The 23,909-nt window shown below is 44.1% G+C and carries 23 protein-coding genes; 19 read left to right on the top strand and 4 right to left on the bottom strand.

Annotated features, from left to right (window positions below; genetic code table 11):
* Window positions 1–13: 13 nt before the first annotated feature.
* The 6 genes from HZB61_10020 to rpsU all read left to right on the top strand — a co-directional run bounded on the left by HZB61_10020 (window position 14) and on the right by rpsU (window position 7,577).
* Entirely contained in the window at window positions 14–934 is a 921-nt protein-coding gene (locus tag HZB61_10020) for an aspartate carbamoyltransferase catalytic subunit (GenBank protein MBI5056936.1), read from the top strand.
* On the top strand, window positions 931–2,205 hold the full coding sequence (locus HZB61_10015; GenBank protein MBI5056935.1) for a dihydroorotase: 1,275 nt from the start codon (window positions 931–933) through the stop codon (window positions 2,203–2,205). The genes HZB61_10020 and HZB61_10015 overlap by 4 nt, the downstream gene beginning before the upstream one ends.
* 166 nt (window positions 2,206–2,371) lie before the next feature.
* The gene (gene carA / locus HZB61_10010; GenBank protein ID MBI5056934.1) at window positions 2,372–3,499 is read left to right on the top strand and encodes a glutamine-hydrolyzing carbamoyl-phosphate synthase small subunit; all 1,128 of its coding nucleotides are present in this window, start codon (window positions 2,372–2,374) and stop codon (window positions 3,497–3,499) included.
* 2 nt (window positions 3,500–3,501) lie between these two features.
* The gene (gene carB / locus HZB61_10005; GenBank protein MBI5056933.1) at window positions 3,502–6,816 is read left to right on the top strand and encodes a carbamoyl-phosphate synthase large subunit; all 3,315 of its coding nucleotides are present in this window, start codon (window positions 3,502–3,504) and stop codon (window positions 6,814–6,816) included.
* A gap of 170 nt (window positions 6,817–6,986) precedes the next feature.
* Window positions 6,987–7,370 carry an RNA-binding protein gene (locus HZB61_10000; protein ID MBI5056932.1) on the top strand — a complete coding sequence of 128 codons (384 nt, stop codon included), beginning with the start codon at window positions 6,987–6,989 and terminating at the stop codon, window positions 7,368–7,370.
* A gap of 6 nt (window positions 7,371–7,376) precedes the next feature.
* The gene (gene rpsU, locus HZB61_09995; protein ID MBI5056931.1) at window positions 7,377–7,577 is read left to right on the top strand and encodes a 30S ribosomal protein S21; all 201 of its coding nucleotides are present in this window, start codon (window positions 7,377–7,379) and stop codon (window positions 7,575–7,577) included.
* A gap of 11 nt (window positions 7,578–7,588) precedes the next feature.
* On the opposite strand, the gene HZB61_09990 is transcribed toward rpsU, so the two are convergent.
* Window positions 7,589–7,978, bottom strand: a complete 390-nt coding sequence (locus HZB61_09990; GenBank protein ID MBI5056930.1) for a hypothetical protein — start codon at window positions 7,976–7,978, stop codon at window positions 7,589–7,591.
* Window positions 7,979–8,232: 254 nt separating this feature from the next.
* Between HZB61_09990 and greA the strand changes: the two genes are divergently transcribed.
* Genes greA through HZB61_09965 form a run of 5 tightly spaced genes read left to right on the top strand, consistent with a single transcriptional unit; the run spans window position 8,233 to window position 12,216 of the window.
* Entirely contained in the window at window positions 8,233–8,706 is a 474-nt protein-coding gene (gene greA, locus HZB61_09985) for a transcription elongation factor GreA (GenBank protein ID MBI5056929.1), read from the top strand.
* On the top strand, window positions 8,699–9,472 hold the full coding sequence (locus HZB61_09980; protein MBI5056928.1) for a dihydroorotate dehydrogenase electron transfer subunit: 774 nt from the start codon (window positions 8,699–8,701) through the stop codon (window positions 9,470–9,472). Before greA ends, HZB61_09980 begins: the two co-directional genes overlap by 8 nt.
* The gene (locus tag HZB61_09975; GenBank protein MBI5056927.1) at window positions 9,469–10,374 is read left to right on the top strand and encodes a dihydroorotate dehydrogenase; all 906 of its coding nucleotides are present in this window, start codon (window positions 9,469–9,471) and stop codon (window positions 10,372–10,374) included. Before HZB61_09980 ends, HZB61_09975 begins: the two co-directional genes overlap by 4 nt.
* 8 nt (window positions 10,375–10,382) lie before the next feature.
* Window positions 10,383–11,180: an SAM-dependent chlorinase/fluorinase gene (locus tag HZB61_09970; GenBank protein MBI5056926.1), complete on the top strand. Its 798-nt coding sequence runs from the start codon at window positions 10,383–10,385 to the stop codon at window positions 11,178–11,180.
* Window position 11,181: 1 nt separating this feature from the next.
* Entirely contained in the window at window positions 11,182–12,216 is a 1,035-nt protein-coding gene (locus HZB61_09965; protein ID MBI5056925.1) for a hypothetical protein, read from the top strand.
* On the opposite strand, the gene HZB61_09960 is transcribed toward HZB61_09965, so the two are convergent.
* Both HZB61_09960 and HZB61_09955 read right to left on the bottom strand, forming a co-directional pair.
* A complete protein-coding gene (locus tag HZB61_09960; protein MBI5056924.1) occupies window positions 12,213–13,796 on the bottom strand; it encodes a B12-binding domain-containing radical SAM protein in 1,584 nt (527 codons plus the stop codon). The genes HZB61_09965 and HZB61_09960 overlap by 4 nt on opposite strands.
* A 91-nt stretch (window positions 13,797–13,887) precedes the next feature.
* Window positions 13,888–15,468, bottom strand: coding sequence for a B12-binding domain-containing radical SAM protein (locus tag HZB61_09955; protein MBI5056923.1), 1,581 nt, complete (start codon window positions 15,466–15,468; stop codon window positions 13,888–13,890).
* A gap of 67 nt (window positions 15,469–15,535) precedes the next feature.
* Here HZB61_09955 and HZB61_09950 point away from each other — a divergent pair, with 67 nt between their 5' ends.
* The 7 genes from HZB61_09950 to HZB61_09920 all read left to right on the top strand — a co-directional run bounded on the left by HZB61_09950 (window position 15,536) and on the right by HZB61_09920 (window position 21,405).
* Window positions 15,536–16,036, top strand: coding sequence for an Rrf2 family transcriptional regulator (locus HZB61_09950; protein MBI5056922.1), 501 nt, complete (start codon window positions 15,536–15,538; stop codon window positions 16,034–16,036).
* Between the two features lie 30 nt (window positions 16,037–16,066).
* Window positions 16,067–16,345: a sulfurtransferase TusA family protein gene (locus HZB61_09945; protein ID MBI5056921.1), complete on the top strand. Its 279-nt coding sequence runs from the start codon at window positions 16,067–16,069 to the stop codon at window positions 16,343–16,345.
* Window positions 16,342–17,538: a cysteine desulfurase gene (locus HZB61_09940; protein ID MBI5056920.1), complete on the top strand. Its 1,197-nt coding sequence runs from the start codon at window positions 16,342–16,344 to the stop codon at window positions 17,536–17,538. The genes HZB61_09945 and HZB61_09940 overlap by 4 nt, the downstream gene beginning before the upstream one ends.
* Window positions 17,520–17,891 (top strand): Fe-S cluster assembly scaffold protein NifU, encoded by a 372-nt coding sequence (gene nifU, locus HZB61_09935; protein ID MBI5056919.1) that lies wholly within the window; start codon window positions 17,520–17,522, stop codon window positions 17,889–17,891. The genes HZB61_09940 and nifU overlap by 19 nt, the downstream gene beginning before the upstream one ends.
* 158 nt (window positions 17,892–18,049) lie before the next feature.
* Window positions 18,050–18,910, top strand: coding sequence for a 1,4-dihydroxy-6-naphthoate synthase (locus tag HZB61_09930; protein ID MBI5056918.1), 861 nt, complete (start codon window positions 18,050–18,052; stop codon window positions 18,908–18,910).
* Between the two features lie 168 nt (window positions 18,911–19,078).
* A complete protein-coding gene (locus tag HZB61_09925) occupies window positions 19,079–20,323 on the top strand; it encodes a hypothetical protein (protein MBI5056917.1) in 1,245 nt (414 codons plus the stop codon).
* Window positions 20,324–20,328: 5 nt separating this feature from the next.
* Entirely contained in the window at window positions 20,329–21,405 is a 1,077-nt protein-coding gene (locus tag HZB61_09920; protein ID MBI5056916.1) for an SGNH/GDSL hydrolase family protein, read from the top strand.
* Between the two features lie 33 nt (window positions 21,406–21,438).
* Here the strand turns inward: HZB61_09920 and HZB61_09915 are convergent, their stop codons facing one another.
* The gene (locus HZB61_09915) at window positions 21,439–22,296 is read right to left on the bottom strand and encodes an HDOD domain-containing protein (GenBank protein ID MBI5056915.1); all 858 of its coding nucleotides are present in this window, start codon (window positions 22,294–22,296) and stop codon (window positions 21,439–21,441) included.
* A 281-nt stretch (window positions 22,297–22,577) separates the two neighbouring features.
* On the opposite strand from HZB61_09915, the gene HZB61_09910 reads away from it, so the two are divergent.
* Window positions 22,578–23,621, top strand: a complete 1,044-nt coding sequence (locus tag HZB61_09910) for a hypothetical protein (GenBank protein ID MBI5056914.1) — start codon at window positions 22,578–22,580, stop codon at window positions 23,619–23,621.
* Window positions 23,622–23,909: the final 288 nt, after the last annotated feature.

The following is a 23,909-nucleotide window of genomic DNA, read 5'->3' as shown; positions in this document are numbered from 1 at the left end:
TAAAATACTAACTATGTTTAAAGCAAAAGACCTTTTAGGCATAAAAGAACTTACACCTGAAGAGATCTATCATATCCTCGACACGGCATCCAATTTCAAAGACGTTCTTAAAAGAGACATAAAGAAAGTCCCGCCGTTGAGAGGCAGGACCGTTGTCAATCTCTTTTTCGAGCCGTCAACAAGGACCAGGATTTCCTTTGAACTTGCAGCCAAGAGATTGAGCGCGGACGTTATAAACTTTTCCATCACGACAAGCAGCGTTGTAAAAGGCGAAACACTAAAGGACACCGCACTTACGATCAAGGCATTAGGCGCTGACTTTGTAGTGATCCGGCATGCCTCGGCAGGCGTCCCGCATTTCCTGAGCAGGCTTCTTGATATTTCAGTGATCAACGCGGGCGACGGCGCAAATGAACATCCCACTCAGGCCCTGCTTGATTTATTCACGGTGCTGTCTTACAAGAGAAAGATCAAAGGACTCACTATCGCGATCATTGGAGACATAACTCACAGCAGGGTCGCGCGCTCCAATATATATGCCTTTACAAAACTCGGCGCAAAGGTCAGACTGATCTGCCCTCCTACCCTGCTTCCATCGGAAGTCAACAACCTCGAGGTTGAGGTCTTTGATAATCTGGAAGAAGGTTTGAAGAAGGCAGACGTTGTCATGGCGCTCAGGCTTCAATTAGAACGTCAAAGCAAGGGTTTCTTCCCGACGCTTGAGGAGTATTTTAATCTTTACGGCCTCACATCCGAGCGGTTAAAACTCGCAAAGGACGATGCTATTGTCATGCATCCCGGCCCCATGAACAGGGGAGTTGAAATTGAATCGGATGTCGCTGACGGGACGCAGTCGGTGATTCTTGAACAGGTGACCAACGGTCTCGCTGTCAGAATGGCTGTTTTATATCTTCTTGCAGGAGTGAAAAAATGAAAATCTTAATAAAGAACGGCCGCGTAATCGACCCTTCCAATAATTTAGACGGCCCTCATGAAGTTTTTATAGAGGGGACCAAAATCAAGGGTTTATTTCCAAAGGGCAAAGGGCCTAAAGCAGACAGGACCATTGACGCCTCGGACTGCATTGTCATCCCCGGACTTGTTGACATGCACACGCATCTGCGTGAACCCGGTTTTGAATATAAGGAAACGATCATGACAGGGACGAAGGCCGCTGTAAGAGGCGGATTCACAACCGTTTGCTGTATGCCGAACACAAATCCTGTAAACGATACAATCTCGGTAACGGAATTCATTATAGAAAAGTCATTGAAAGAAGGTTCATGCACTGTCTATCCGATAGGGGCAATAACGAAGGCGCAAAAGAGCGAAGAGCTTGCCGAACTTGAAGCAATGAAACGTTCAGGCTGCGTGGCATTCTCAGACGACGGCAGGCCTGTGACAAACAGCCTCATAATGAGACGCGCCCTCGAATACTCAAAGATATTTGATGTACCCATAATCTCGCACTGTGAAGATATTTATTTATCTGAAGGCGGTGTGATGAATGAAGGCTTTGTTTCAACAATACTCGGCCTGAAAGGTATCCCTAAGGCCGCCGAGGAGATAATGGTGGCGCGGGACATCGCCCTCTGCGAGCTTACCGGGGGACGCCTGCATATTGCGCATGTGTCGTCGGAAGGTTCCGTAAACTTGATCAGAGACGCTAAGGCACGGGGCACAAATGTGACCGCGGAGACATGCCCGCATTATTTCAGCCTGACAGATGAGGCGCTGATGGGATACGACACAAACATGAAGGTCAACCCTCCGGTCAGGACAAAGAAGGACGTCGAAGCTATTAAGCAGGGTTTAAGAGACGGCACTATTGATGTAATCGCCACAGACCATGCCCCGCATCATGCCGATGACAAGATCGGGGAATTTGATTCAGCGGCCTTTGGGATCTCGGGACTTGAAACTGCGCTTGCATTAGGTCTTCAGCTCGTCGCTGAAGGAACTCTGGACTTAAAGCATCTCATCGCGAAAATGACAACAGCCCCTTCAAAGATCATGGGAATTCCAAAAGGCGCCCTGTCAGCGGACTCTGATGCCGACATCGCGGTAATAAATCTATCAAATTCATTTGTTGTTGATTCATCAAAATTTCTGTCAAAAGGAAAAAACTCTCCTTTTAACGGATGGACATTAAAGGGCACTGTTGAAAAAACTGTTTCAATGGGGAGAATCTTCGACTGGATATAATTTTTTATGCATCGCATAAGCTGTCAAAAAAGTAAAAAACAGTGTAAAATAAAAACCTGTTATATTTGCAATTTGTGTCCTTAAAGTTATCTTTTTTTAATTTCCTCTTTAAGTCAGGAAATTTTCATGGAGCTTACATACAAATGGAGAAATTATGTCTAAACAGATAAAGGCCCTTCTGGTGCTCGCTGACGGAACTGTCTTTGAAGGATTGAATTTCGGCGCTGAGGGAGAGACCATCGGCGAGGTTGTCTTCAACACCTCGATGACCGGCTACCAGGAGATACTCACCGACCCGTCCTACAAAGGACAGATAGTTGCCATGACATATTCGCAGATAGGAAACTACGGCATAAATGAAGAGGACATCGAATCATGTATGCCGAACGTTGAGGGTTTTATTGCCAAGGAATTTTATGATTTCCCAAGCAACTGGCGTTCGGAAAAAAATCTTGATCAATACCTGAAGGAAAATAAAAAAATCGGCATCCAGGGCCTCGACACAAGGGCGCTGACAAAACACATCAGGGACAACGGCGTGCAGATGGGGATAATCTCAACAACCGACCTAAACCCTCAAAGCCTTCTGGAGAAAGTACGACAGCATCCGGGAATTTCAGCATTAGACCTTGTTAAAGAGGTGTCCACAAAACAGGCGTACAAGTGGACAACCGGACTGTGGAAATTACAGAAGTCAGAAGTCAGAAGTCAGAAGTCAGAAGGGAAAAGCAACTCGTCACCTTCTGTTGTTGTTTACGACTTTGGAATTAAGATGAACATACTCCGCCATCTTTTTAACGCGGGGTTTGATGTCACTATCATTCCCGCTCAAACGCCTGCGGAAGAAGCGCTTAACATGGACCCTGACGGAATTGTTTTAAGCAACGGCCCCGGAGATCCGCAAGTTGTTACATACGCTATTGATGCGGCAAAGAAACTCATCGGCAAAAAACCCATCCTCGGCATCTGCCTGGGTCATCAGATATTGGGCCTTGCGCTCGGAGGGACAACGTACAAACTTAAGTTCGGCCATCACGGAGGAAATCATCCGGTGATGGACCTGTCAACAAGGAAAGTCGAGATCACTTCCCAGAACCACAACTACTGCGTAGACGTGAAAAGCCTCGGAGGACAAGTGGAACTGACTCACAAAAATCTCTATGACGGGACCGAGGAAGGAATGCGGCATGTTGAACTGCCGATATTTTCCGTGCAGCATCATCCCGAAGCCGGGCCCGGCCCGAATGATTCGGGTTACATATTTAAGAGATTCCGGAACTTGATAGGAAAATAGTTATGCCAAAAAGAACAGACATAAAAAGTATCCTGCTCATAGGTTCAGGCCCCATAATCATCGGTCAGGCGTGCGAGTTTGATTATTCAGGAACGCAGGCCTGCAAGGCCCTGCGCGAAGAAGGTTACAAAGTAATGCTTGTCAACTCTAATCCTGCCACGATTATGACTGACCCGGAAACGGCAGATATAACTTACATCGAACCGCTTACAGTTGATATCCTTGAGAAAATAATCGAGAAAGAGCGTCCCGACGCGATTCTTCCGACAATGGGCGGACAGACCGCGCTGAACCTTGCGGTCGAGCTTTATGAAAAAGGCATACTTGATAAATACAAGGTTGAGTTGATCGGCGCGAAAATCCCTGCTATTAAAAAAGGCGAGGACAGGGAATTATTCAAAGAGGCCATGTCAAAGATCGGTCTGGAAACCCCGAAGAGCAGGCATGTTAATTCCATTGAAGACGGCATAAAGGCGACCGAATACCTCGGTTTTCCGTTGATACTGAGGCCTTCATTTACGCTGGGCGGCACAGGTGGAAGCATAGCCTACAACATGGATGAATTCAAGGACAATCTCTACAAAGCCTTGCAGCTCAGTCCCGTGCATCAGGTGCTCGTGGAAGAATCCGTTCTCGGCTGGAAAGAATACGAGCTTGAGGTCATGCGCGACAACAAAGACAATGTCGTGATCATCTGCTCGATAGAAAATTTTGACCCGATGGGCGTTCACACAGGCGATTCCATTACTGTCGCGCCTGCGCAGACACTGACCGACAAGGAATACCAGATCATGCGTGACGCCTCGATAGCCATCATCCGTGAGATAGGAGTTGACACCGGGGGGTCCAACATCCAGTTTGCAGTCAATCCTGACAACGGCCGGATGATCGTTATTGAAATGAACCCGAGGGTGTCCAGAAGCTCGGCGCTTGCGTCAAAGGCAACAGGGTTCCCTATCGCAAAAATTGCTGCAAAACTCGCAATCGGCTTAACGCTCGATGAGATACCGAATGACATTACCAAGGAAACACCCGCGTCTTTCGAGCCTACGCTGGATTATGTAGTTGTTAAATTCCCCCGTTTCGCGTTTGAGAAATTTCCCGAAGCTGACGCTACACTTACTACACAGATGAAGTCTGTCGGCGAGGCGATGTCAATAGGAAGGACCTTTAAAGAATCTCTTCATAAAGCGATCCGCAGTCTTGAGATCGACAGTTATGGATTCGAGCCGTTAAATGCGGACATGGATGAAACGAAAAAGAAATTAAAGGTCCCCGGTTGGGACCGCATATGGTACATCACTCACGCCTTGCGCAAGGGAATGAGCATTGAAGAAATATTCGAACTGACGCAGATTGACCCCTGGTTTTTATTCAATGTTAAACAGATTGTGGAGTTTGAAGAACACTTCAGCGCGGAAGTACAAAAGAGCAAAAGCGCAGAAGGCGAAAAGAAACTCCCCGCCCTTTTGCGGCAGGCAAAAGAATACGGCTTCTCTGACCGCAGGCTTGCAAAAATGCTTGGCATGGATGAAGTTGCTTTGAGAAAATACCGGATAGAAAACGGGATAATTCCTGTATACAAAATGGTTGACACCTGCGCCGCTGAATTCAAGGCATACACCCCGTACCTTTATTCGACATATGAAAAACCGTTCATAAGAGGGATTGGGAATCAGGGATTAGGGGTTAGTGAAAAGACCCCCAACCCCCAACCCCTAACCCCTAACCCCTCTGTAGAGTGCGAGGCCAATCCTACGGACAGGAAAAAGGTTGTTATCCTCGGTTCGGGTCCGAACAGGATCGGGCAGGGGATTGAATTTGACTACTGCTGCGTCCACGCTGTTTTTGCCTTAAGAGAACTCGGCTACGAAACGATAATGGTCAACTGCAATCCCGAAACAGTCAGCACTGACTATGATACTGCTGACAGGTTGTACTTCGAGCCGCTTACTTTTGAGGACGTTCTCAATATTGTTGAGATTGAAAAACCCATAGGAGTGATCGTACAGTTCGGCGGACAAACGCCTCTGAAGCTTGCCGTTCCGCTTGAAAAAGCAGGCGTGAAAATCCTCGGCACATCCCCGGATTCTATAGACATGGCCGAAGACAGAAAGAGATTCAAACAAATACTGCACAAGCTCGATCTCCGCCAGCCTGAAAGCGGGACCGCCATGTGTGTTGATGAAGCCATTGACGTGGCGCATATCATAGGTTACCCGGTCATGGTCAGGCCTTCTTATGTCCTTGGCGGGAGGGCCATGGAGATCGTTTATGACGAAGAGAGCCTCAAGGGTTATATGAAGAGGGCTGTCACCGCTTCTCCTGAACATCCGATCCTTATAGATAAATACCTTGAAGACGCGATAGAGATTGACGTTGACGCCATCTCCGACGGAAACAGTGTAATTATCGGCGGCATCATGGAGCACATAGAAGAGGCAGGCATCCACTCTGGAGACTCCGCGTGTTCAATGCCCCCCTATTCTCTCACACAGGATATTACTGAGAACATTAAAACCTTCACAAAGGCGCTTGCCATGGAGCTGAAAGTTATCGGCCTTATGAATATACAGTTTGCCGTGAAAGGCAAAGATATCTATATACTTGAAGTAAACCCGAGAGCCTCACGCACAATCCCTTACGTAAGTAAATCTATCGGCGTCCCGCTTGCGAAAATGGCGGCAAAGGCCATGGTGGGAAAATCACTCGCTGAAATGGGTTTTACGTCTGAGGTGAAAATATCACACTTTACGGTTAAAGAGGCGGTCTTCCCCTTTGACAGATTTAAGGGAGTCGATCCGTTATTGGGACCTGAAATGAAATCAACCGGCGAGGTCATGGGCATTGACCAGGATTTCGGAAGGGCTTATGCAAAGGCGCAGGCTTCAGCAAGCAATACAATGCCTGTAAGCGGTAAGGTCTTCATCAGCGTTAAAGATAAAGACAAGCAGCATATTGCTCCCATGGCGGGCAAACTCGCTTCTCTCGGTTTTTCGATCATTGCCACAAAGGGGACAGCAGACTATCTCAAGAAGCACGGACTAAGCGTTGAGAGGGTCAGCAAGGTCGGTGAAGGACGCCCTGATATCGTTGATTACATAAAGAACAACGAGATAAATTTCATAATAAACACCGTTACCGGCACAAAGGCACAGAAGGATTCATTCACTCTCAGAGAAAGCGCGCTTCAATATAAGGTCCCTTACACAACCACGATTGCCGGCGCGCGCGCAACTATAAACGCAATTGAGATGCTGCTGAAAGAGCGGATCAATATAAAGTCCCTGCAGGAATATCATCATATTAAGTTGTGATTTATTTTCAGGAAATGGATGCAATATTAATTTTAATAACCGTCCTTGCAGCTAATATGTTTTTTTTAATTTTTATGCTATAGTATTATCAACTTTTAAAGTTGATAAAGCCTCTCAGCTTTAAAGACTGTGAGGCTTTAAATTTTTTTTTACTAAGGAGAAGTTTAGACATGGGAAAAAAATTGTATGTAGGAAGCATTCCGTTTCAGGCTTCAGAGGACGCTCTTCACGAGCTCTTCTCAACAGTCGGTGAAGTTGAATCAGTAAAAATCATCACTGACGCACAGACCGGCCAGTCAAAAGGCTTCGGCTTTGTTGAAATGGTTTCGGAAGAAGATGCAGGCAAAGCTATTACAAGCCTGAACGGAACAACCTTTATGGAACGGACCATCGTTGTTAACGAAGCGCGTCCCCAGGCCCCGAGGGAAAGAAGAGGCGGTTTTGGCGGCGGCGGCAGAGGCGGTAACGACAGAGGCAGAGGCGGCTTTGGCGGCGGCCCTGGTGGCGGCAGCAGAGGTAAAGGTGGAGCAGGACAGAGAAGAGGGAGAAGATAACCCATCTTGGAAATAAAAGTCTATGGGAAAAATATAGAAAAAGCTATAAAAGATTTAAAAATCAGTCTTCAGAAAGAAGGACTATTCAAAGAGCTTAAAAGGCGGAGATCTTATGAAAAGCCTTCTGAAAAAGAAAAGCGAAAACGTATTGAAGCCCGAAAGAAAAAGAGTAAAGCACTAAGGTTTAAAAGATTTGGACGGGATTGATAATTTAAATTCTATATAGAGTGTTTATTGTTATACTTTATGCTGATTTCATATGAAACATTAGCATGATGTGATGAATAATCACCTATTTTGCCCCTGCAATTCATATCCCCTTTTGCCATCTTTTTATGTTGTTTGATCAGCTTGGAAATAACAGGTGTTAAATCAAAGCCACCGCTGTCACATCCTCTGATCATGCATTCCATTTTAAAATCCGCGATGCTTGTAGGAAAGACATTTATTGTACGCTCCATAAGGACCGGATTTTCAGCTTCGTGGAAGTACGTCATATGAATAACGATATTGGAAACTCCGGGATAGCGGTCAGAAACTATGCCTGCTTCAACCCTCCGAAGCTTTTTCAATTCCATTTTTTTTACATAATCCTGTTTTGGCGTCATGTTTATTACGTGCTCCAAGTCTTTATATTAACTATTTTATTAAACAAACAAAAAAAATCGCAAAGTTAAAAGAATTGCGGCAATCTTTTGCGTTGCAAGAACTTTTGAAACTTTGGTTTTATATAATGACAGCTTATGTTAATTAAGTCAATAGACGGGTTTTTAAAGGATTATTTTAATAAACTGAACAAAACCCTCTCTATTTTTATATATTGCCTTTACTTTATTAAATACATATTGTTAAAATTTTCATCATGCAAAAATTTCCGATGACACCGGGCGGGCACCAAAAACTCAAGGACGAGCTTGACAGGCTTATTAAAATAGAACGCCCGCAAAATATTAAGGCAATTGCAGAGGCCCGGGCGCACGGTGACCTGTCTGAAAATGCGGAATATCATGCCGCAAAAGAAAAACAATCCTTCCTGGAGGGCAGGATACAGGAACTCCAGTCGAAAATCGCCCTTGCCGAAGTTATTGACCCGTCAAAAATTACCCAGTCAAAGGTCGCCTTTGGCGCGAAGGTGAAAGTCCTGGACGTAGACGCTGATGAAGAATATGAGTTTATTCTCGTCGGCACCGAAGAAGCAAACATCAAGGAGCGTAAGATATCCATTACATCACCTGTGGGCAGGGCGCTGATCGGAAAAGAACCCGGCGACATCGCAGTGGTAAAAGCGCCGGCAAGAACTATTGAGTACGAAATCTTAGAGATAACATTTGAGTAGATTATTTAAAGCATCTGTCATAGAAAACCGGCAGGTCATAAAAAATCACTTCCTTTTAACGCTTCACCCCCTTGTGAAAATCGGGAAACCGAAACCGGGCAATTTTTTTATGATCTCGGTAGACAACTGCCTTGACCCTCTGCTGAAGAGACCGTTCAGCATTCACCGCTGGCTCGGGAGGGACTTCCAGGTCCTCTATAGAGTTACCGGCAAAGGCACCAGTATTTTAAGCAACAGAAAACCCGGAGACATCCTGGAAATTATCGGCCCTCTCGGCAACGCCTTTCCTTCACTGCGCTCTGATAACAAAATAATAATGGTGGCCGGAGGACTTGGAATAGCGCCCATTTTAGGGCTTGCTGAAACAATTAATAAATACCGCCCTCTTTGTTTCTATGGCGCGCGGACACATGAGGAACTCCTGTGCATTGATGAATTAATATCCCTTGGCATTGAACCAGTGATTTCCACTGACGACGGGTCGTTGGGCGAAAAGGGAAATATCGTAGATGTCCTCAACAAGTATATATCTTCTCAATCATTCAAGGCCCTGCCCTGCCTTTATGCGTGCGGGCCGGAGCCTATGCTTATCGCGCTGTCTGATCTCGCAAAAAAATCCAATCTTAAAGGTTATATCGCCCTTGAACAAAATATGGCGTGCGGTCTGGGCACATGTCTCGGCTGCGTAGTCAATACAACGGACGGGTACAAAAGAGTTTGCAGGGAGGGCCCTGTGTTTCCGATAAATGAGGTCATATGGGAATGAACTTAACAACTAACTTAGGCAAACTGAAACTAACGAATCCCGTTATGACCGCCTCCGGGACATTCGGTTACGGCAAGGAATACTCCGAATTTATTGATCTGAACCAACTCGGAGCAATTGTTGTAAAGGGCATATCCCTGAAACCGATGAAGGGCAATCCCGGACCGCGCATCTGTGAGACGCCCTGTGGAATGTTGAATGCCATTGGCCTGCAGAATGCGGGGCTGAAAGAGTTTATCAAACAGCAGCTACCCTATTTGAGGAATTTCAATACAAAGATAATAGTGAATATCCTCGGCACCTCCATTAATGAATACATTGAACTTGCGGAGGACCTGGAAGCCGCTGGAGTCGACGCCATTGAGCTGAATGTCTCCTGTCCGAATGTTAAAAAGGGAGGCATCGTCTTCGGAACGGACATTAAAATCTTTGAAGAATTGATACGGGACGTAAGACGCAGGACCCGTCTGCCGTTGATTACTAAACTTTCGCCAAATACAGCCGATATAAAGTTATTTGCAAAGGCTGCGGAAGATGCGGGGAGCGACATCATATCATTAATTAATACAATTACCGGAATGAGCATCAATATAAAAACAAGACGGTCCCGTCTCGCAAATATAACTGGAGGGTTATCAGGCCCTGCCATCAGGCCTGTTGCCGTCAGGATGGTTTGGGAATGTTTCAAAACGGTTAACGTCCCGATTATCGGCATGGGCGGGATAATCTCTGCAGAAGACGCCCTTGAATTTGTTCTCGCAGGCGCGAGCGCTGTCGCTGTGGGCACCGCGAATTTTGTCAACCCGAGAGCTACAATGGATATACTTGAGGGAATAAAATCTTTTATGACGGAAAACAAGATCAATTCACTAAAAGAATTAACAGGGACAGTTAAATGTTAGAAAGACCAATGATAACTTTAATAACGGACTACGGGCTGAAAGATTCCTTTGTGGGAATGGTGAAGGGTGTAATACTTGGAATAAATTCGCAGGCAAAGATAATAGACATTACTCATAATATAGAACGGCATAACATATATGAGGCCTCACAGGTAATCGGTATGTGCTATAAATATTTCCCGCCAGCCACAATCCATCTGGTTGTCGTAGACCCCGGAGTAGGCGGAGATAGAAGGCCGCTGCTTGTCATCACTGAAGATCATTATTTCATCGGCCCTGATAACGGCATATTCACTCAAATTTTTGAACAGGAGGATTCTAATTTTTTTAAGGTCATTCATTTGAACTCAGCGCATTATTTTCTGCCCGTTAAGGGCTCAACGTTTCACGGCAGAGATATATTTGCTCCGGTTGCGGCATGGCTTTCCAAAGGGGTGGATTCTCATAAATTCGGAGAACGTATTCATGATTATATTAAAATCTCCCTGCCGAAACCTGTACTTTCAAACAGCAGCGCCATCAGCGGCGAGGTGGTTTCCATGGACCATTTCGGCAATGCCATAACCAACATCACGATTGACACTATAGCGCAATTGGCCCCTGTAGATTCAAAACACAAATTTAAGGTAATCTATCAGGACAAGCAGTTGCCGTTTGTAAGTTATTACGCTGAATCTCAAGACCAGACTTTGTCCGCGACCATAAACGGCTTCGGACATCTTGAGCTTTTTATCAAACAGAACAATGCCGCTGAACTCTTCAATATTAAGATAGGCGACCCTGCAAGCATAATGCTTATCGATTGAAATGAAAACACTGTTCATCGGGAACTTCGCTCCCCCTTACGAAGAAGAGAGCCTTCATAACCTGACCTTGCTTAATCACCTTCAACAGGAAGGCCACCGCTGTGTTGTCCTGAACATTTCCGAAAATCCCTCAATCGAAAAAGAATTTGTCGATATTAAAAACTATTCCGACTTCATCATGAAATTGATGCGCTACGGCCTCAACTGCAATGTTATCCACTTTCTCACAAAAGGCTACACCCGTCCAGGATTGATGAAGCTGGTGACAGCGGTCGCATTCGGGAGGATGTTGTTCAAAAGAATTTTGATAACAATGCACCCTGAGCTTTTTTCTGTTTTCGGACAGTTAAGGAGCAAGATGGGGGGACAGCAGCTGCTCAACCTTTCCTATTCATGGGCGGACAGGATCATCTGCGGCGATAAACATACATATGATGTTGCAGCAACCCATTACAAAGGGAAAGACAAATTTGAGATAATGCCTTCGTTAGTAGGCGTCCCGGAAGATTTGAAGGAAAATGAAGTTTTGATCTTAAAGAAATTGCAAAATAAAAATAAGATTATTTTCTTTACAAACCTCCGGTTCCCTTCGCTGTCATTTGAAGTCCTCAATGCCTTCTTATTAAAATATTTCACTGATGACATAGGCATAGTGGTTTCCTTTTCCGAAAAATTCTCATCCAAACTTCAGCACGCCATATTGGAGATAAGAGAACATCTGAACGACAATTTAATTTTCATAGATCCGGCAGACACCCGCCTCCTTTCAATTGCATACGCAAAGTCAGACCTTATACTGAGAAACCTGAGCTGCGACGGCAAACCCTTATTTGACGACATAGCCTTCTGCGCCAGGCGGTCTGTACAGTCGGGAAATTACGTCTACTTTCCTATCAGCCTTACACTCGTAAAAGAAGGCGATGTGTCGGATTTGTGCGCGTATGTTTTTAATAATATCCTGATGGAAAGAACAGAGGCGCTGCCTGTTGGACAAGAAGATTTTTACGGGAAGATAAAAGAGATTTACGCTAATTAATTCTCAAACAGCGCCGGCATGTTTTTCCTGGCCCATTCCATCTTCTGATCATATTTGAGATCGCCTTTGCCGAGGAAATTAAAGATGACTCTTGATATTGCAGATCTCCACCCGCCGCGGACTGTCCTTATTGTCCAGCTTATGTTGTAATCCAAGGCCCGTGTGGTAATGAAAAAATATACAGCCGGTTCAATGGTCCTCTTTATAACGGGAACTAAACTGTTTAAAAGTATCCGGTGCATCACTCTTCTTGATGCCTCCGGCTTATTGAGGAACTTTACAACCGCCTTTGGAATGTAGGGAGTAATATCAAGCAGCTTGTTTAAATATGTCTTGTCTATTTTGACTATGTACCTGTACAGGTACGCATCAGGGGAGACGATATTGTCTTTCACTGCCCTTTCCGCAAGGGGAGTGCCCGGAAAGAAAGTCAGATGGGCCAATGAGGCAGTGTAAGGTTTATTTAATTGTGAAACAGCAGTAATGGTCTCCCTTTTTTCATCCTCCGTCTCGTATGGATTATCTACAATCAGTTCATAGAACGGCGCGGCCCTTGTTTCGGCAATTATACCTGCCGCCTTCTCAACTGATGTGAATTTAATCTTTCTGTTGTAGACTTCAAAATTGACCCTGTCGCTGCCGCTCTGAATTCCCATGACGATCCAGCTTAACCCCGCGCCTCTGAGCATGAACAATTTTTCCCTGTCCATCATCGTGGGTATCACACGCACAAGGAACGGGAGGTTTATATGCTTTTTGTATTCCGTACAGAATTCTTTGATCCATTCGCGGTTGTGCGCGAAGAAGCAGTCGTCCTGAATATTTATGTAAAGCACATAAGGATTCTTCTTCACCTCTTTCAGCTCCGCGATTACATTTGCAACAGACCTCTCCCTGACGTTCTTGCCGTAAATTGACATGAAGGCGGAGTTGCCGCAATACGCGCATTTAAAAGGACACCCTCTGGTCGTCAGCATCATGTGGCATGTGCCGCCGTACAACGCAAACTTGCGGAAGAGGCGCTGGTTCTGCGCGAAATTATATATCCCATCTTTATGAAATCCGTAGAAGTAGTCCGGCAGATATTCCTGGAAAGGAAGCGAGTCGAGATTCTTCTCCGGCGGAGCAATAGGTTGTTTTGATATTTGCCCGTTTATCCTGGCCCACACATTGGGAATTTCCGGGACAACATCCCGCCCTTTTGTCCTTAAATGTTCAAGCAAAGAAACAACCGCCCTCTCGCCATCGGCGCAGCATGTGTAGTCGGCATATTTCAAACATTCATCAGGGTTCAAAATTACATGCACCCCGCCCCATATTACCGGAATGTTAAACTTCTCTTTTAAAAGACGGGTAAGGTTTTTCGCGGGATAAAATTCAATTGACATCAGTCCCACGCCGATCAGATCGGGACTGTAATCTAAAATAAAATCCTCGATCGCAGGACTCAGTTTGTTTTCAAGATATCCGGGAAGAAGCAATACGCGGACATTATGCCCGTGAGCGCGCGCATTCGCGGCGATGTATTTCAGCCCCGTAACATATGCGTTAGATTGTAATGAAATAAGCAGTAATCTCATCGGCGTTCTATATTATCTTTTTATCACAAAAGCTTCAATCAATAAATAGAATATTAGTGTTTTTAATATCTTTAGTCTGACATAAAGCTGCCTATTTTTCAAAAAGCTCCGGCATTTCTTTTTTTACCAACTCTAATCTCTTGTCAAACTTCATGTCGCTCTTACCCAGGAAGTTAAACAGTAGCTTTGCCAACGCTGACTTCCAGTTGCCTAAAACCGTCCGCGCCGTCCAGTTAAAGTTATACTTCAAGCCTCTTGTCAGGACAAAGAAGAACACCGCCGGCTCTATGGTCCTTTTCACAAAAAAGAAAAAGCAATTTGTAAGCAACCGATGTATGAAATTCCTTGAGGCTTCCGGTTTGTTTAGAAATTTAATTAAAAAACGCGGGATATACGGGGTCATGTAAAGTAATTTATTAAAATAAGTCTTGTCGATCTTGACCATATATCTTGTGAGATACGCGTCAGGATCAACGATCTTTTCCTTGACCGCTCTCTCAGTTAAAAGTGTTCCGGGAAAGAAGGTCAGATGCGCAAGAGAGATCGTGTACGGCCTTTTCAGTTTGGCCATCGAGTCAATGCAATCCATCTGGTCTTTTTCCGTCTCATACGGATTGTCCACGATCATTTCATAATACGGAGCGACCTTGCTTTCAGAGATCAACTCCGCAGCCTTTATTACCGATGAGAAACGGACCTTCCTGTTATAGATCTCAAAATTGACCCTGTCACTGCCGGTCTGTACCCCCATAATAACGAGACTCAATCCAGCGTCTTTCAGCATGAATAACTTTTCCCGGTCCAGCACTCCGGGGAACACCCGGACCATAAACGGCAGGTTGATGTGTTCCTTATATTCCTCGCAAAACCTTTTCATCCACTCGCGGTCATGGGAGAAGAACCAGTCGTCTTCAAAATTGATATAAATGACATAGGGGTCTTTTTTGACCAGCTTCAATTCCTCTATGCAATTCTCAACCGATCTCTTCCTGATCTTTTTGCCGAACACCGTCATCGTGTAGGCATTGGCGCAGTACCCGCAGTAAAAAGGACATCCACGCGTCGTTATCATCATATGACAGGTGCCGCCGTAAAGAGAATAACTGCGGAACAGTTTCGGGTGTTGAGCAAAACTAATTATCTGTCCGTTATGAAAGACATAATAGTAATCCGGCAGGTATTCAATTATCGGCAGCCTGTCGAGGTCCACTTCCGGCGCTGCTTCTTTTTTAATAATGCTGCCGTTATCATTTACCCAGATATTTGAAATATCAGGAACAACATTCCTCCCTTTGTCTCTGAGATGCTCTAACAATGCAACAACAGCATTCTCCCCTTCCCCGCCGCAAACATAATCCGCGTATTTGATACATTCATCAGGTTTCAAAATCACATGAAGCCCTCCCCAGATCACAGGGATATCAAACTTCTCCTTCAAAAGACGGGTAAGGTTTTTTGCGGGGTAAAACTCGATTGACATCAGCCCTATTCCGATAAGATCAGGATTGTAATTACGGACAAATGTCTCGATCTCGGGATGCAGTGTGCTTTCCAGATAACCGGGCAGCAGCAATATCCTGACCTCGTGCCTCTGAGAGCGGACATTGGCGGCTATGTATTTAATGCCCACCAGAGAGGCGTTTGATTGTAAGGAAATGAGAAGTAATTTCATATCTTGCGAATCTATTATAAAGAAGCCCGGCAAAGCAGTCAAAAAACAGTTGTAATGCTAACTTATTTTGAAGGCTTTTCATATAGCCCTTGTGCTGAAAACAATACTTGACAGGTTTAGTAAACTATTATATTCTATTTTCATGCTCAGGCTATCTACAAAGTCTCAATACGGGGTAAGGGCCATGTTTGAGCTGGCCAAAAATTATGATAATGGCCCCTTGACAATTAAGGAGATTGCCGAAAAGCAGGATGTTTCCGTCGCGTATCTTGAACAACTGTTGAACAAGCTGCGCAGGTCAAAGCTTATTTCAAGCCGGAAAGGGCCGGGCGGCGGTTATTCAATAAGCAAAAAACCTGAAGAGATAAGCATCAATATGATCCTGAACGCACTTGAAGGGCCGGTCACCATCACACAGTGCCTCGGCCCCTCTGCCAAAGGCTGTAATCGCATTGAGAAGTGTGTGACGCGGCTGCTCTGGAAATCTCTCGGCGAGAAGATAGAAGACTTTCTTGAGACGATAAGCCTTAATGACTTGCTGAAAGAAGAGGCAAAAAAGACGAGGTGAACATTGGGACCAACGGAGGCGGTATTCAAATTGGAAGATAAAGCGCAGCTCAAATTTCTTGATGAGCCGATGATCGCTGATGCCACAACCGATATCATTTACATGATGTGCCCGATGCATCTGCTTACTATCGAGGAAAAAATAAAAGAAATAACATCCGGGCAGGTGCTATCAATACTGACAGACTATGACGGCGCCCTTGAAGATATTCCCGATTGGTGCAATAAAACCGGGAACGAATTCATAGGGATCTATGAAGATACTGACCATTACAAGTTTTATATCAAGAAGCTGAAGGAGTCAAAATGAAAACAATATATCTCGACCATGTAGCAACTAATCCGTTGCATCCCGATGTCCTTGACGCGATGCTTCCTTATTTCAAGGAGCATTATGGAAATCCGTTAAGCGTATACGAGTCCGGCGTGAAGGCGCGTGAGGCCATTGAAGACGCAAGAGAACGCACAGCTTCACTGGTCAATGCCAAGGCAAAAGAGATAATCTTTACGGCAAGCGGCGCCGAGGCCAATAATTTTGCGTTGAAAGGCATTGCCTATGCCAACCAGAGCAAGGGCAAGCACATCATTATTTCCAGGATCGAACATCATTCAATTTTAAACACTGCGCGTTTCCTTGAGAAATCGGGATTCGCGGTAACCTATATTCCGGTTGACAAGAACGGGATTGTAAATCCGGCGGACGTTGAAAAGGCGATCATAAAAGAGACCATACTGATCTCCATCATTCACGCAAGCCCTGAGATCGGCACAATACAACCTATTGCCGAGATCGGCAAGATCGCAAAAAAGAAGGGTGTAATTTTTCATACGGATGCGGTTGCATCAGTCGGCAACATCCCTGTTGACGTCCAGTCACTCGGCGTAGATATGCTCACATTTGCGGCCCACCAGTTTTACGGGCCCAAAGGAGCAGCCGCACTTTACGTGAAAGAAGGTATCCGGATAGTGCCTTTGATCTACGGTGGAATACAGGAAGGCGGACGCAGGGCAGGCACTGAAAATGTCCCCGCAATAGTCGGAATGGGCAAGGCAGCGGAACTTGCAAAAAGAGACCTGCAAAAAAGGACCGACCACGTGAGGCCCCTTCGGGACAAATTGATCGAAAATACCCTCAAGGTAGATAAAGTAATACTCACGGGACACCCTGAGAACCGCCTGCCTAACCATGCAAGTTTTGTGGTGGAATATATTGAAGGCGAAGCCATGATGCTGCTCCTGGCGGCTAAAGGCATTTACGCGGCAAGCGGCTCTGCCTGCAGTTCAAAGGCCTTAAAGGCCTCGCCGGTCATAATTTCGATCGGCATCCCGGCGCACCTTGCCCAGGGCTCTGTAGTATTTACGCTCGGGGAAGGAACTACGGAAGACGACATAAATTATTTCAATGAAACATTCTCTCAAGTCATAAAACGGTTAAGAGAAATTTCCCCCTTTGCCAAGGGATGGGAAGGATTGGAGGATTCTACATGTACAGCGCGAAAGTAATGGACCACTTTACAAACCCGAGAAACGTAGGTGAAATGCCCGACGCAGACGGCATTGGAACAGAGGGCAATCCTGTCTGCGGCGACGTAATGAAGATATACATAAAGGTAAAAGACGAAAAAATAGTTGACGCGAAATTTCAGACCTTCGGCTGCGGCGCAGCCATTGCCGTATCAAGCATGGTAACGGAAATGACAAAGGGCATGACCCTTGACGAGGCCCTGAAAATTACAAAGGCCTCTCTTGCGGAAGCTCTGGATGGCCTGCCGCCCCAGAAAATGCATTGCTCAAACCTCGGCGCGGACGCATTGCACAAAGCTATCGAGGATTACAAAAACAAACAGCAGAAATAAATATTCTAAGCCACGGATTTTCACTGATTACGCAGATTAAGAACAAACTGAATTTAGTCTGTAGTAAGTTAAAATTTAACCTCAGATAATTACGTTAATCAATGTATTTTTTATCTGTTGTGATAATCTGCGCAATCCGCGGCTAAAAACAATTTAATATGAACACTCTTTCACTCGGTTACTCCCCCTGCCCTAACGACACCTTTATCTTCTATGCCTTGATTCACGGCAGGATTAATACAAATGATATTAAATTCAAAGAGGTCCTCCTTGACGTTGAAACCCTGAATCAAAAAGCGCTGAATGCCGAACTCGATCTGACTAAAGTCTCCTGCCATGCATTCGGTCACCTGAGAGATAAATATAGACTCCTGCGAGCTGGAGGCGCGCTTGGAAGAAGCTGCGGCCCCCTCGTAGTGGTGAAACACGATTACACAATGAAAGAACTGCTCGGCAAAAAGATCGCCATCCCCGGAAAATTGACTACCGCCTTTTTGTTGCTGCAACTTTATGACCCCGCTTTTTTTTCACCCTCTGCCCTCTGCCCTCTGCCCTCTGCCTTTGTTGAAATGCCTTTTCACAGAATAATGGACGCAGTTGCAAATGAAGAAGTTGACGCCGGCCTGATAATCCATGAAAGCAGGTTCACGTATCCTTCTTATGGGTTAAAGCAGGTGATCGATCTCGGCGAATGGTGGGAGGAAGAGACCGGCCTGCCCATTCCCCTTGGAGGCATTCTTGCGAAAAGGTCCCTTGGTGACATGATTATTGAAAAGCTTAATTCGTTAATCAAAAAAAGCGTTGAATACGCCTTTGGCAATCGCAGCGAACCGATGGAGTATATTAAAAAACATTCCCAGGAACTTTCATACGATGTCATCAATCAGCACATTAACCTGTACGTAAATGATTACTCTCTTGATATCGGCACTGAAGGTGAAAACGCCGTAACAGAACTCCTCTCAAGAGCGGAAGAAGCAGGAATTATTCCTAAAGCAACTACCTTGTATTTCAAATAATTTTGGACAGAATCTATCTTTACTGTTTTTCAAGAGATAACTTTACCAAAAAAAAAGATTGTCAGTATATCAATCTTTTGATTAATGTTTATATAATATCAAGAATTTTCGCTAACAACTATAAATTAAATTTTATCATTTTATGAAAAAATATAAGACCCATTTCATATGAAACTTAACGGAATCGTACTCAACCTGTGTTTGTTTTTTGCTGCAACTTTGCTGTGCCTGATGTTTCTTGAAGTTTCGTTAAGAGGCTATCACGCGGTAAAAAGGTTTTCTTATTCCGAGCAAACCGCTTCCGTTACCCCGAACAAGCAGGACCACCAGGTCCAGCCTGTTAATCAAACCAAGTTTTTCCCGCTGCATGTAGTGGTCGATGCGCCGTTTCTTTATGGTTTGAATCCGGAACACCCTGAAATCAGTTCTCAGGGATTGCGTGATGATAAATTTGTCATTCCAAAACCCGCAGGCACTTTAAGAATTCTTGTTCTTGGAGATTCAATCGCTTACGGGGTTGGAGTTTCAAAGGACCAGACATTTCCAAAACGCCTTCAAACAACATTGCGCAGACAGTTCAAAGCAGTTGATGTCATTAATTCCGGTGTCTCAGGATACTCTGCATATAATGAACTACAGTTCTACCTCTCAAAAGGCAGGGAGTTTGAAGCTGACATTGTAATTGTCGCTTTCTGTATGAACGATGTAGCAAATCCAAGGCTCCAGTGGTGGGGCTTTCACAAGGAACGACTTGTCAGCATTCCGGATGAGGCGATACCCAATATTGACTATGACAGAAACCATGCGATCCCAAGACTAAAAAAACTAAAAAGAGCGCAGCAGGCTGATCTCGTCGAAAATAAGCCCTCATTGCTTGAGCGCTCCGAGCTATATAACTCCGTAACAAGAGGAATTGATCTCCTATTCCTGGAAAAGACTGAGAACACCCCCGATGTTAAGTCAAAAGTGCCAACATACATAACAGGCGAAGATACCCTCAGCATAAAAGTACTGCTCGATGAAACTTCTCCGGAGTGGAAATGGCTTACATCTGTATATGATAAATTGCACAATGCAACTGAAGCGGATCATGCAAAACTGATAATCGCTGTCTTCCCGCTCGCTTATCAACTTGATAAGGACTACCCTTTCTTCCCACAGGAAAATATTGCCCGATATTGCAGGCAAAATTCCATTCCCTGCATTGATCTGCTGACACCGTTCAGGCAGCATCGCAAGGAAGATATTTTCTTTCTTAACAACTCAGGATTCTATGATGTTTGGCACCTTACAGAAAATGGTCATGAGATAAGCGCGGAGGCGATATCGCGTTTCCTGCTGGAGAACAATCTGCTCCAGGACGTGGGAGAGGAAAATAGTCCAAACATGAACAAAAGGAAGATCGCATATTAAATAATATGGGTAAGAAGAAGAGATTTCTTAGTGTTTTGCTGTATGTCATTTTCTTAATCATTGTAATTGAGGGTTCGGCAAGGATAGCTTTTTTAATGCCCGAAGTTTCTTCAGGACTTTGGGAAGATGAAGACTATTGGTGGCGTCGTATGTGGGTTCAAAGGCATCAAAATTCCGGCAATGAAATTTTCTATAAATTTGATATTTATGACCCCTCAAAAGGATGGATATCAAAGCCCAATCTTAGAGATATGAAAGTATTCGGCAACAAAGTATTAAATACCAACTCAAAAGGGTTCAGGGGGAAAAAGGATTATTCTTATGACAAGGACCAAAATAGAGTGCGGATATTGATTTTTGGAGACTCCTTTACATTCGGTGATGAAGTAAGCGATAACGAAACATATTCTTACTATCTCCAGGAGATGCTACCCAATATCGAGGTCATAAACATGGGCGTGCATGGCTACGGACATGATCAGATGCTGATTTTACTCAGGGAAGAAGGCATAAGATATAAACCGGATATTGTAATCATAGGCTTCCTTCCTATGGATATGTCAAGAAACCTCCTCAGATTCAGGGACTACGCAAAACCGAAATTCATTTTTGATGATGGAACACTCAAGACTGTAGGCGTTCCGGTCCCAAGCCCTGATTATATCCTGAAGTGGGACTGGGCTACTCTTAAAATTTTCCATATATATTCTATTTTTCGCCACCGATATATGGAATCAACCGGGTTGCTCAAAAAAGAACAAGAAGAGATTACAGCGGCTATATTGAACGAAATCATAAAAGTAACAGATAATATTAATGCGGTTCCAGTTTTCGTATATCTACCGTCTGGAAACGAAATTACCGATAAAACCAGACTGACGCAGGACGAGAGGTTTTTTTTCTCTATGTGCCAGACAAACAATAAAGCCAAATGCTTCTCCCTCAGGCCATACTTCTCAGAAAAAATTACAAAAGGAGCGGCTTTCAATGTTCATGGACACTGGGGGCCTGAAGGTCATCTTGCTGCAGCCGATGCAATCAAACGTTATCTGATTGAGGGGGGATACGTTGTTTTACCGTAATTATCCTTTTAGGTCAAAAAACCAAGGACTGTTTCACTCAAAGATGGCTTTTTCTGTATTATAAGTATCTTCAATATTATTAACTAAAGTATTCAGCCTGTCTTTATGCAAATTAAGAAAAACTGCTGAAGGAAGTTTATACAGTTCGATCGTATCGTCAGGGTCCCTGTATCCTATTCCCAGGAACTTGCAAATATAGTCAGCAAGGTTTGCAATAGCGATGCCTTTTGCAATTAAGGGGTCTTTAATACCCGGAAGTTTTATGCCCTTCAAATGGTGGTTTTTCAGAATTTCCACAAGAAGAGGCGAGAACCCCCACTTCTCCACAACTCCTGCGCCGATCTCGGCATGGTTATATCCATAAATCTCTTCTTCGGCGGCTACCGAGTCAGCTCCTTCATTGTAAATTTTCATTATCACCTCGGCAAAGATATCCGGCGTCTCGTTATTCATCACAACTTTTCCGAAATCATGCATGAGACCGCCTATGAAGGAAACCTCTACTATTTCAGAGCCGAAGCCGGCAGAGATCGTTTTAGCGGCAATGGCCGCGCCGACCGAATGGTCCCATAATATTTTTTCTTTCATTCCGAAATTTTTATAAAGCGACCTTGTCGAAACAGACAGGACCAGGCTTCTGATGGTTTTAAATCCAAGGATCAGGATAGCCTGATGAAGGCTGGTGACTTCCTGTCTTAAGCCGTACATCGCGCTGTTTGATATTTTTAAAACTCTTGCCGCGATTGTCTGGTCCTTCTCTATAATATTGGTAAGATCATCAATGGTACAGCTTTCATCTTTCAGGGTCTCAAGCACCTTTCTTGCCACAAAGGGAAGGACCTTCAGGTCGCCAACCTTTTTAATAAGTTCGTCTTTTGAAATAATATCCATTCCAGCCTCCGTAATAATTTTACTACATATCAAAGTTACTATCTTTCCGATTAAAAATCAACGGAATTTTTTCAGTATCGATATCCACAGAATTAGGTAGCAGGTCAGTGACCCACTATCTGAATTATATGATTTGCCTTTTAGACGCGAGATTAAATATAATAAAACTCTCAAATGTATCTCAATATCAATCAATAATTATTATCTCTTGCTGATAGAAAATATTCTAAATAGCAAGCCATACGTGGACAAAAAATATGTCCTTCGGAAAGAGCACTAAATTGAAGAAGCTTGTAAAGTCAGTTATTTTTTTATTGTTCTTAACTCTTTTTATCTTTATAATAATTGAAGGCTTATCCAGTGTTATAATATTCACAATTGATATTTTCACCCCTCAACAGCTTCGCGAGGCTTTGCATATACGATATGATGAATTATTAGGATGGGTCAATAAACCAAATGTATATATTAAGGACTTGTATGGACCGGGTATTTACTTCAGGACCAATTCTCAATCATTTCGCAATAATAATGACTTTACTTTAAAAGTTCCATCGGGTAAAACACGAATTATCTGCTCCGGAGATTCACACACGCTTGGCGTTGATGTGGATAATGACAGTACATGGTGTCAACTCCTTACTTCTATAGATGATAGACTGGAAACTATTAACATGGGAGAAGGGGGCTATGGTGTTGATCAGGCATATCTTTGGTACATGCGTGACGGAAGGAAATTTGACCACGACATACATGTATTTGCTTTTATTGATGATGACTTCAGGCGTGCTAAAAAGCAAACTTTCTGGGGTTATCAAAAACCTGTTTTTAAATTACAAAATGACGCGCTTGTTCTTGAAAACGTGCCTGTGCCTCATTATGATACTTATACTCCAAAGCTTACAATAGCTACTCAGGCTATGAGGAGGTTTAAGGTATTTAATCTCCTAAAAAAAATCCAAAAGGACACCGGGGTAAAAATATTACCCAAGGAAGATGACGAGCAAATCCGTAAAATTGCTTTAAAGATTTTTGAATCGTTACGCCAGGCCAATATAGAAAGGGGCAGCACCCTTGTTGCTGTTTACATACCTACTCCCGATGATTATACTAAGGAAATTCCATGGAGAAAATTCTTGTCTGATGAATTGGCAAAAAAGGGTATTATATTTATAGATTTGACCGATGAGGTCAAAAAACAGCCGATGCACTTAATGTTTGATGGCCATTATTCAGTTTACGGCAACAAATATCTGGCCAACGCTCTTTACGAAAAATTACTTGCTTTCCCAGAAATTAAAAATAAATTATCAAAAACCCGCTGAGCCCCCTGTCGTTCGATAATTGCACATACAAATCATGTAGAGTATCCAGTTTGTTCACAACTCGGGGGGCTCCGTTACTTTCAGACGGGAATTTAATTAGAAGCAATTACATTGCCGTGACTTATAAACTGATAGTGTCAAGAATTATTCGCACTTTCTCTGATGACCTGAATCTGATTTCATGTTTTCAAGCTGCTTCTGATTCCCTTACCAATTCCTCAATACGGTCCATTTTCAAATATTGCTGTATTCCCCATTTTGTTCCAGCGATATGCCGGAGCCGGGCTG

The organism is Nitrospirota bacterium (assembly GCA_016214845.1).
GTDB lineage: Bacteria > Nitrospirota > Thermodesulfovibrionia > UBA6902 > UBA6902 > SURF-23.
The sequence above is the reverse complement of the archived record's forward strand: the minus strand, read 5'-3'. Positions and strand labels throughout refer to the sequence as shown.